At 75.1% G+C, this 9204-nt stretch carries 11 protein-coding genes; 6 read left to right on the top strand and 5 right to left on the bottom strand.

What is annotated here, in order from left to right:
- Window positions 1-167 precede the first annotated feature (167 nt).
- Window positions 168-485, top strand: coding sequence for an AzlD domain-containing protein (locus ACI79G_RS15325; protein WP_456881977.1), 318 nt, complete (start codon window positions 168-170; stop codon window positions 483-485).
- Window positions 486-512: 27 nt separating this feature from the next.
- Here ACI79G_RS15325 and ACI79G_RS15320 read toward each other — a convergent pair whose 3' ends face one another.
- Window positions 513-1001, bottom strand: coding sequence for a methylated-DNA--[protein]-cysteine S-methyltransferase (locus tag ACI79G_RS15320; protein WP_456881976.1), 489 nt, complete (start codon window positions 999-1001; stop codon window positions 513-515).
- A gap of 294 nt (window positions 1002-1295) precedes the next feature.
- Complete coding sequence (locus ACI79G_RS15315) at window positions 1296-1910, bottom strand: MerR family transcriptional regulator (protein ID WP_456881975.1); 615 nt, start codon at window positions 1908-1910, stop codon at window positions 1296-1298.
- A gap of 72 nt (window positions 1911-1982) precedes the next feature.
- Here ACI79G_RS15315 and ACI79G_RS15310 point away from each other — a divergent pair, with 72 nt between their 5' ends.
- Entirely contained in the window at window positions 1983-2453 is a 471-nt protein-coding gene (locus tag ACI79G_RS15310) for a DUF4188 domain-containing protein (RefSeq protein WP_456881974.1), read from the top strand.
- Between the two features lie 83 nt (window positions 2454-2536).
- Here the strand turns inward: ACI79G_RS15310 and ACI79G_RS15305 are convergent, their stop codons facing one another.
- Together ACI79G_RS15305 and ACI79G_RS15300 are read right to left on the bottom strand one after the other, a co-directional pair.
- Entirely contained in the window at window positions 2537-3067 is a 531-nt protein-coding gene (locus ACI79G_RS15305) for a DUF1003 domain-containing protein (RefSeq protein ID WP_456881973.1), read from the bottom strand.
- Complete coding sequence (locus ACI79G_RS15300; protein WP_456881972.1) at window positions 3060-4298, bottom strand: magnesium transporter MgtE N-terminal domain-containing protein; 1239 nt, start codon at window positions 4296-4298, stop codon at window positions 3060-3062. The genes ACI79G_RS15305 and ACI79G_RS15300 overlap by 8 nt, the downstream gene beginning before the upstream one ends.
- Before the next feature lie 24 nt (window positions 4299-4322).
- Here ACI79G_RS15300 and ACI79G_RS15295 point away from each other — a divergent pair, with 24 nt between their 5' ends.
- The 3 genes from ACI79G_RS15295 to ACI79G_RS15285 all read left to right on the top strand — a co-directional run bounded on the left by ACI79G_RS15295 (window position 4323) and on the right by ACI79G_RS15285 (window position 7162).
- The gene (locus ACI79G_RS15295; RefSeq protein WP_456881971.1) at window positions 4323-5195 is read left to right on the top strand and encodes a PhzF family phenazine biosynthesis protein; all 873 of its coding nucleotides are present in this window, start codon (window positions 4323-4325) and stop codon (window positions 5193-5195) included.
- Between the two features lie 59 nt (window positions 5196-5254).
- Window positions 5255-6115: a DMT family transporter gene (locus tag ACI79G_RS15290; RefSeq protein WP_456881970.1), complete on the top strand. Its 861-nt coding sequence runs from the start codon at window positions 5255-5257 to the stop codon at window positions 6113-6115.
- Window positions 6116-6211: 96 nt separating this feature from the next.
- Entirely contained in the window at window positions 6212-7162 is a 951-nt protein-coding gene (locus ACI79G_RS15285; protein WP_456881969.1) for an HpcH/HpaI aldolase/citrate lyase family protein, read from the top strand.
- A 69-nt stretch (window positions 7163-7231) separates the two neighbouring features.
- Here ACI79G_RS15285 and ACI79G_RS15280 read toward each other — a convergent pair whose 3' ends face one another.
- A complete protein-coding gene (locus ACI79G_RS15280) occupies window positions 7232-7783 on the bottom strand; it encodes a DUF4190 domain-containing protein (protein WP_456881968.1) in 552 nt (183 codons plus the stop codon).
- 145 nt (window positions 7784-7928) lie between these two features.
- Between ACI79G_RS15280 and ACI79G_RS15275 the strand changes: the two genes are divergently transcribed.
- Window positions 7929-9128, top strand: a complete 1200-nt coding sequence (locus tag ACI79G_RS15275) for an acyl-CoA dehydrogenase family protein (RefSeq protein ID WP_456881967.1) — start codon at window positions 7929-7931, stop codon at window positions 9126-9128.
- Window positions 9129-9204: the final 76 nt, after the last annotated feature.

Raw genomic sequence — 9204 nt, 5'->3', positions numbered from 1 at the left:
GCGGTGAAGGACCCCGGGGGGGGCGGGGCGGGGGGGCTGGGGGGCGCGGGGGTCGTGGGGGGGGGGGGGGCGGGGCGACCGGGGAGGGGGGCGGGCGAGCGCGCGAGCTCGCCGGGGGACGGAGCGGCCCCGCGACCGCGGCCGACGGGCGCCGGCGAGGGGGACTCGTGAGCAGCGGGACGCTGTGGACGGTGGTCCTCGTCGCGGCCGTGGGCTGCTACCTGCTCAAGCTGGCCGGGCTGTCGGTGCCGGCCGCCTGGGTCGAGCGGCCGTGGGTGACCCGCGTCGTGGCGTTCGTCCCCGCGGCGCTGCTGGCCGCGCTGGTCGCCGTCCAGGCGGCCACGTCCGGGCCGGCGCTGGTGGTCGACGGGCGGCTGGCCGGGCTGGCGGTCGCCGCGCTCGCGCTGGCGCTGCGGGCGCCGTTCATCGTCGTCCTGGTGCTGGCCGGGGCGACCGGTGCGCTGGTGCACGTCCTCGCCGGCTGATCGGCGTACCGGCGCCGCCGCACCCGGTCAGAACAGCCGGTCCGCGCGCTGCTCCAGGTCCAGCAGGAAGCGCTTGCGAGGTAGCCCCCCGCCGAAGCCGACCAGCCTGCCGTCGGCGCCGATCACCCGGTGGCAGGGCACCACGATCGCGATCGGGTTCCTGCCGTTCGCCGCACCGACGGCCTGAGCGCCGCCCGGCTCGCCGACCGCCTCGGCGACGTGCCCGTAGGTGCGGGTCTCGCCGTACGGGATGCGGGTCAGCTGGTCCCACACGGCCAGCTCGAACGGGCTGCCGACGGGCCGCAGGGGCAGCTGGAAGGCGGTCCGCTCGCCGGCGAAGTACTCGGCGAGCTGGCGCGCGACGTCCTCGAACCCCGCGTCGGCCCGCTCGCCGACCGCGTCCGCCTCGAGCGCGCGCGGAGGCGACATCGCCAGCCGCACGAGCGCGCCGTCCTGGTCCCGGACGACGGTCAGCGGGCCGATCGGTGACGGCACCACGGTGTGCGTCCTGCTCATCGTCGACGTCCCCGTGCCCGGTGCACGACTCGGCCCCGGACGTGAGGTCCTCCTCGGGGAGAGACCGTAGAGCGGGGCACCGACAACGACCGGCCGCGCCGACCGGGACCCCTCGTCGACGACGGTGCCTCCGCCGGCTGACCGGCGCGGGCAGGCGGCCCGGCCGGCCGGTCGCACAGGATGCCCGGGTGCAGCCGACCCGCGCCCGCGTGCCCGCGGCGGTCCTGCCGGTCCGCGCGGGCTGGCTCGCCGGCCGTGGTCTCGCCGTCCTGGCCGCGCTGCTCGGCTGACCGCTCAGCAGTCGTCCGGGAAGCGGCGGCGGGAGGCGTCCTCCTGGGCCAGCCGGCGCAGCGCCAGCAGCACCGGCTCGAGCAGCACCGTGTTGACCACCACGAAGCGGACGGCCTCGGCCACGGAGCCGGTCGGCACCGCGGCGACGTCCTGCTCGCCGATCCGGCCGGCCGCCTCGGCGTAGCCGTCCAGCAGCTCGTCGGTGGGGGCGGCGCCGGCGGCGCGCAGTGCCTCGAGGGCGGCGGCGAGCGCGATGAGGGCGGGGGAGTCCTCGGCCACCTGCCACCCCTGGCGCTGCAGGACGGTGCGGGCCTGCCCCAGGTCGGCCGGGCCTTCGGACCCCACGCCGGGCAGTGCCCGGTGGGCGGCGCCCAGGGCTGCGTGCACGGAGGTCCCGGGGGTGTCGACGGCGGCCAGCACCGCGCGGGCCCGGGCGATCGACAGCCCTCCGGGCCCGAGCAGGGCGCGGACCAGCCGCAGCCGCTCCAGGTGCTCCTCGCCGTACCGCGCCCGGGTCGCACCGGTCAGCTCGCCCGCCGGCACGAGCCCCTCGCGCAGGTAGTACTTCACGGTCGCGACCGGGACGCCGGCCCGGCGGGCCAGCTCGGAGATCTGCACGCATCCCCCTCGACATTGGCTAGTGCCACTCTCTAGTGTTGGGCACCAGCACTATCCAACCAGGAGGACGTCATGACACGCATCGCCCGGGGCCGCTGGACCCACACGCACGAGGGGGAGCTCACCGTCTTCCTGATCGGCATGCGCATCAACCGCATCCGGCGGCCGGATGCCTGGCTCCCCGTGCTGGCCGCGATGGGCCCGATGCTCGCCGAGCTCGCGCGGGACCCCGACTCGGGGTTCCTCGGCCACCGCATGACGCTGGGCCGGCGGGGGCCGGTGCTGGTCCAGTACTGGCGCGGTGTCGAGGACCTCTACCGCTACGCCACCGCCACCGATGCCCGGCACCGCCCCGCGTGGACCGCCTTCAACCGGCGCGCCCGCCGCGTCCCCGGTGCGGTCGGGATCTGGCACGAGACCTACCAGGTCGCCCGCGCCGAGAGCATCTACGTCGACCTGCCGGTGCAGGGGCTGGCCGCCGCCACGGGGGTCCGCCAGGTGACCGGCCGGCTGGACCGGGCCGCCGCCCGCCTCGCCGGCTGAAGGAGGACCCCCTGCGGCGCTGCTGGCCCCTCCGCAGGTCCCGCCGCGAGCTCGCGCGCGATGGGGGGCAGAGGGGTCCTCTCTCAGCCGGCCGCCTCGCGGGCCGCGGCCTCCCGCTTCCTCCTGGCCTTCCGCTCCCGCCGCTCGGCCTCCTCGGGGCTCTCCTCGGTCAGCCGGTTGAGCTCGCCGCGGATGAAGTCGCGGGTGGCCAGCTCGCCGATGGCCACCCGCAGCGCGGCCAGCTCGCGGGCCAGGTACTCGGTGTCGGCCCGCGTCTGCGCCGCCCGTGCCCGGTCCTCCTCGGCCTGCACCCGGTCGCGGTCGGCCTGCCGGTTCTGCGCGAGCAGGATCAGCGGCGCGGCGTAGGCGGCCTGGGTGGAGAAGGCCAGGTTGAGCAGGATGAACGGGTAGGGGTCCCACTGCAGCCGGACGGCGAAGACGTTGAGTGCGATCCAGACGACCACGATCACCGTCTGGACGGCGAGGAAGCGCCCGGTGCCCAGGAACCGCGCGATCGCCTCGGCGAACCGGCCGACCGCGTCGGGGTCCAGCCGCAGGAAGTCGCCGAAGCCCCGGGCGCCCCGCGGGACGTCGAGGCGGCGGCCCTCAGCCACGGCGGGCCCGCTCGCGCCAGTTCTCGGGCAGCAGGTGGTCGAGGACGTCGTCCACGCTCACCGCGCCGACGAGCCGGCCCTGGGCGTCGACGACCGGGGCGGCGACCAGGTTGTAGGTGGCGAAGTACTGGGTCACCTCGGCCAGCGGCGCCTCCGGCCGCAGCGGCTCGAGGTCGTCGAGCACCCCGCTGACCAGGGTGGACGGCGGTTCGCGCAGCAGCCCCTGGATGTGCGCCAGGCCCAGGTACCGGCCGGTGGGGGTGGCCGACGGCGGTCGGCAGACGTAGACCTGGCTGGCCAGCGCGGGGCTCAGGGCGGGCTCGCGGACCCGGGCGAGGGCCTCGGCGATCGTGGCGTCCGGGGTGAGGATCACCGGCTCGCTGGTCATGATGCCGCCGGCGGTGTCCTCGGAGTACTTCAGCAGCTGGCGCACCGGCTCGGCCTCGTCGGGCTCCATGAGCTCCAGCAGCCGGTTGCGGTCGACGTTGGAGAGCTCGGCGAGCAGGTCCGCGGCGTCGTCGGGGTCCATGACCTCCAGGACGTCGGCCGCCCGCTTCTCCTCCAGCGTGCCGAGGATGGTGATCTGGTCGGCCTCGGGCAGCTCGCCGAGCACGTCGGCCAGGCGCTCGTCGTCGAGGGCCTCGGCGACCTCGTGCCGCCGCTTGATCGGCAGGTCCTGCAGCGCGTGGGCGACGTCGGCGGCGTTGAGCTCGCGGAAGGTGGCGATCAGCGTCTCGGCGCCCTGCCCGGTCTGCGGCAGGGCCAGCCCGGTCACCTCGTCCCAGGCCAGCTGGTGCAGCTGCCCGCGCCGGCCCAGGCGGCCCGGCTCCTGGACGGCGAGCCGGGAGAGCACCCAGTCGCCGGTGCGGGTCTGCTCGATGCCGGCGTCGACGACGGTGGCCGGCCGGCCGGACTCCGCGACCTGCACCCGGCGGTCGAGCAGCTCGCCGAGCACCAGCGTCTCGCCGCGCCGCTGCTCGAAGCGCTTGAGGTTCAGCGTGCCGGTGGAGAGCACGACCGAGCCGGGGTCCAGCGCGGTCACCCGGCCCATCGGCACGAAGATGCGGCGGCGGGCGACCACCTCGACGACCAGGCCCAGCACGCGCGGCGCCGCCGTCCCCACGCGCAGCGCCACCACCACGTCGCGGACCTTGCCGACGCGGTCGCCGTTGGGGTCGAAGACGGGCAGCCCGGCGAGCCGGGAGACGTACGCCCTGGTCGCCGTGGTCACGGGTCCTGAGGCTACCGTCGAGCCGTGGCCGCCCCAGGAGAGCTGGACTACGAGGTCGTCGACGTCTTCGCGCCGCGCGCCTTCGCCGGCAACCCGCTGGCCGTGGTGTTCGACGCCGACGAACTCTCCACCGAGCAGTGCCAGGCGCTGGCCGACGAGTTCCACCTGTCGGAGACGTCGTTCCTCTCGGCACCGACCGAGCCGGGCGCCGACTACCGGGTGCGCATCTTCACCCCGTACGCCGAGCTGCCCTTCGCCGGGCACCCGAGCGTGGGCGCGGCCGCCGCGCTGGTCCGCGCCGGCCGGCTGCCCGCCGGCACGCTGCGCCAGGAGTGCGGCGCCGGTGTCCTCGACGTGGTCGTCGACGACGACGGCGCGACGCTGTCCGGCGGCCGCCCCACCCTGGAGGACGGCCCCGACCCGGCCGCGCTCGCCGAGGCCCTGGGGCTCTCCGGCGCCGACGCCGTGGGGCTGCCGGCGCACGTCGCCGGCTGCGGCCTGCCCTTCGCCTTTCTCGCCGTCCGCCCCGAGGTGGTGGACGGCGCCGCGCCGGACCCCGCGCTGCTCGGCGAGCACGGCGTGGGGGAGGGCGTCTCGGTGCTCTCCTGGGACGGCGCGACCGCCACCGCCCGCGCCCGCGTCTTCGCCGCCGACCTGGCCTGGGGCGAGGACCCCGCGACCGGCTCGGCCGCCCTCGGCACCGGCGTCTGGCTGGTCGCCAGCGGTCTGCTCGCGCCGGAAGGGACGTCGTCCTACGCCGTGCACCAGGGCGAGGCGATGGGCCGGCCCTCGGTGCTGTCCTGCACGGTCACGGCCTCCGGCGGCCGGGCGGTCGCGGCCACCGTCCGGGGCGCGGTCGTGCCGGTCGCCCGCGGCCGCATCCGGACACCGCTCTGAGCGCCCCGGCGTCCGCCGTCTGGGCGCTGCACCGGCCCGGCGGGCGGGACGTCGCGATCATGGCGGTGGCCGTCACCGGCATCTCGTTGTCCGCGCCGCTGACCACGATGCTGGCCGCGCCGATGCTGGCGCTGGCCTTCTGGCGCAACGTCGGCGGCGCGGCGGCCCTGCTGCCGGTGCTGCTGCTGCGCGAGCGGTCGGTGCTGGCCGGGCTGCGGCCGCGCGACCTGGCCAGCTCGGTGGTCGCCGGGCTCTTCCTCGCCGCGCACTTCGCCGCCTGGCTGCCCAGCCTGTCGATGACGACGGTCGCCGCCTCCACCGCGCTGGTCACCACCACCCCGGTCTGGACGGCGCTGGCCGCCCGCCTCAGCGGGGTGCGGCTGCCCGCGGTGACGTGGCCGGGCCTGGTGCTCGCAGTGCTCGGCGTCGCGCTGATCGCCGGGGTGGACGTCACGGTGAGCCTGGAGGCCCTCGCCGGCGACGGGCTGGCGCTGCTCGGCGCGGTCTGCGCCGGCGGGTACGTGCTGGCCGGGGCGCGAGCGCGGCAGCGGCTGTCGACCTCGGCGTACGCGGTGGTCTGCTATTCGGTGTGCGCGGCGGCGATCGCGGTCGCCGCGGTCGCCGTCGGCAACCCGCTCGTCGGCTTCGCCGCCCGGGACTGGGTGCTCATCGCCGCCATCACGGTCTGCGCCCAGCTGCTCGGGCACACGCTGTTCAACCTGCTGCTGTCCTCGGTGGGCCCGACGATGGTCAGCCTGGTGATCCTGCTCGAGGTGCCCGGCGCGCTGCTGTTCGCGCTGGTGCTGCTGCAGCAGGTGCCGCCGTTGCTCGCGCTGCCCGGCGTGGCGCTGGTCGTCGTCGGCGTCGGCCTGGTCGTGCGGGCCAGCCGCCCGGCGGGCCTGGCCGAGCCGGGCACCTGAGGCCCTCCGAGGCCGCCCCGGACCGTCGTTACCCTCCGGTGGACCCGACTGCGATCAAGCTGTGTCTCCCGCCCGCCCCACCACCCCGGAGGACCCGTGGCCGAGCTCCGATCCCGCCGTTCCAACCTCGCCGTCCCCGGCAGCAACCCGCGCTTCCTGGAGAAGGCCAAGGGCCTCGCCGCCGACCAGGTGTTCCTCGACCTCGAGGACGCCTGCGCGCCGCTGGCCAAGCCCGGTGCCCGCAAGAACATCGTCGCGGCGCTCAACGAGGGCGGCTGGGGCGACAAGATCCGCACCGTCCGGGTCAACGACTGGACCACGGAGTGGACCTTCACCGACGTCATCGAGGTCGTCGGCGGCGCCGGGGGGAACCTCGACTGCATCATGCTGCCCAAGGTCGCCGACGCCGCCCAGGTGCAGGCGCTGGACATGCTGCTGACCCAGGTCGAGAAGGCCCACGGCCTGGAGGTCGGCCGGATCGGCATCGAGGCGCAGATCGAGACCGCGCAGGGCCTGATCAACGTCAACTCCATCGCGTTCGCCAGCCCGCGGATCGAGACGATCATCTTCGGCCCGGCCGACTTCATGGCCAGCATCAACATGAAGTCCCTCGTGGTCGGCGCCCTGCACCCGGACTACGCCGGCGACCCCTTCCACTACATCCTCATGCAGATCCTCATGGCCGCCCGCGCCCGCGGCGTGCAGGCCATCGACGGCCCCTTCCTGCAGGTGCGCGACGTCGACGCCTTCCGCGAGGTCGCCAAGCGGTCGGCCGTCCTCGGGTTCGACGGCAAGTGGGTGCTGCACCCCGGCCAGGTCGACGCGGCCAACGAGATCTACTCGCCGTCCCAGGCCGACTACGACCACGCCGAGCTCATCCTCGACGCCTACGAGTGGGCGACCTCGGAGGCCGGTGGCAAGAAGGGCTCGGCGATGCTCGGCGACGAGATGATCGACGAGGCCAGCCGCAAGATGGCGCTGGTGATCGCCGGCAAGGGCCGCGCCGCGGGCATGCAGCGCACCTCGACCTTCACCCCGCCGGAGTAGGAGGACCGCGCTGCCCCCCACCGCTCGCACGCTCGCGGCGGGACCCTGCAGCGGGGCCGCCGTCGTCCCTCACGGGGCGAAGGCGCCCGAGGAGCCGGCGGCGGCCAGCGCGAGGAAGAAGAACACGAAGGCGAGCACGGCCAGCGCGGTGCCGATGCCGCCGATGATGATCCCGGCCAGCGCCAGGCCCTCGCCCTGCTCGCCGGTCTGGCGCATCTGCCGGCGGGCCACGATGCCGAGCACCAACCCGACCGGGCTGAAGACGAACGCCATCACCAGCGACAGGATCGCCAGCGTGTTGGTCGGCCGCGGGTAGACGTAGCCCGGCGGGAGCCCGTAGCCGGGCACGCCGTAGCCGGGCTGGCCGCCGTACCCGGGCGGCGGGCCGTACGCGGGCTGGCCGTAGGGCGGCTGGCCGCCGTACCCCGGCTGGCTGCCGAACCCGGGCGGTGCGCCGTACTCCGGCTGGCCGGCGGCCCCGTGCTGAGCCGTCGCGCCGGCACCCGTCGAGCCGGGCCCACCGTAGGAGGGCAGCGGCGGGTGACCGGGCTGCCGCGGGGCCTCGCCGCCGGGGGACGGCGCGGGGTCGGGGCCGGCGCGGTGGGCGTCGTCCTGCGTCATCGTCGTCCTCCGGCGGTCGGGGCTGGTCGTGCGAACGCTAGACGCGCGGGGCCCCGGAGGGTGAGCAGCCACACACGGACGCCGTACGAGGGTGGCCCATACTCACCGGTAACCCGGACACCGGAGTCCCCGGAGGAGCGACGCGATGACCCGCCTGGCGCAGACCGCCGACCTGACCGACATCCAGCAGGAGATCATCTCGACGGTCAGGACCTTCGTCGACAAGGAGATCATCCCGCACGCGCAGGAACTCGAGCACGCCGACGAGTACCCGACCGAGATCGTCGAGGGCTTGAAGGAGCTCGGCATCTTCGGGCTCATGATCCCCGAGGAGTACGGCGGCCTGGGCGAGTCGCTGCTGACCTACGCGCTGGTGGTCGAGGAGATCGCCCGCGGCTGGATGAGCGTCTCCGGCGTCATCAACACCCACTTCATCGTCGCCTACATGCTGCTCCAGCACGGCACGGCCGAGCAGAGGGAGCGCCTGCTGCCGCGGATGGCCACCGGTGAGGTGCGCGGCGCGTTCTCGATGTCCGAGCCGGGGCTGGGCTCCGACGTCGCCGGCATCCGCACCAAGGCGGTCCGGCAGGCCGACGGCGACTACGTCATCGACGGCCAGAAGATGTGGCTGACCAACGGCGGGTCCTCCACCCTGGTCGCCGCGCTGGTGCGCACCGACGAGGGTGCGGAGAAGGCGCACCAGAACCTGACGACCTTCCTGGTCGAGAAGCCGGCCGGCTTCGGCGAGGTCGTCCCCGGGCTCACCATCCCCGGCAAGATCGACAAGATGGGCTACAAGGGCGTCGACACCACCGAGCTGGTGTTCGACGGCTTCCGGATCGGCGCCGACGCGGTCCTCGGCGGGGTGCCCGGCCGGGGCTTCGCGCAGATGATGGACGGCGTCGAGGTCGGCCGGGTCAACGTCGCCGCGCGCGCCTGCGGCATCTCGATCCGCGCCTTCGAGCTGGCCATCGCCTACGCCCAGCAGCGGGAGACCTTCGGCAAGCCGATCGCCCAGCACCAGGCGATCGCCTTCCAGCTCGCCGAGATGGCGACCAAGGTCGAGGCCGCGCACGCGATGATGGTGCGGGCCGCGCGGCTCAAGGACGCCGGCCAGCGCAACGACGTCGAGGCCGGCATGGCCAAGCTGCTGGCCAGCGAGTACTGCGCCGAGGTGACCACCGCGTCCTTCCGGATCCACGGCGGCTACGGCTACTCCAAGGAGTACGAGATCGAGCGGCTCATGCGCGAGGCGCCGTTCCTGCTCATCGGCGAGGGCACCAGCGAGATCCAGAAGACGATCATCAGCCGCGGCCTGCTCAAGGAGTACGCGCTCAAGCGCTGAGGCCCCTCACGACCGCGGCCCCGGCGTCCCCTCGACGGAGCGGACGCCGGGGCCGCGGTGCGTCCGGCGGGACCTC

This window comes from Geodermatophilus sp. SYSU D00779 (genome assembly GCF_054050595.1).
The sequence above is the reverse complement of the archived record's forward strand: the minus strand, read 5'-3'. Positions and strand labels throughout refer to the sequence as shown.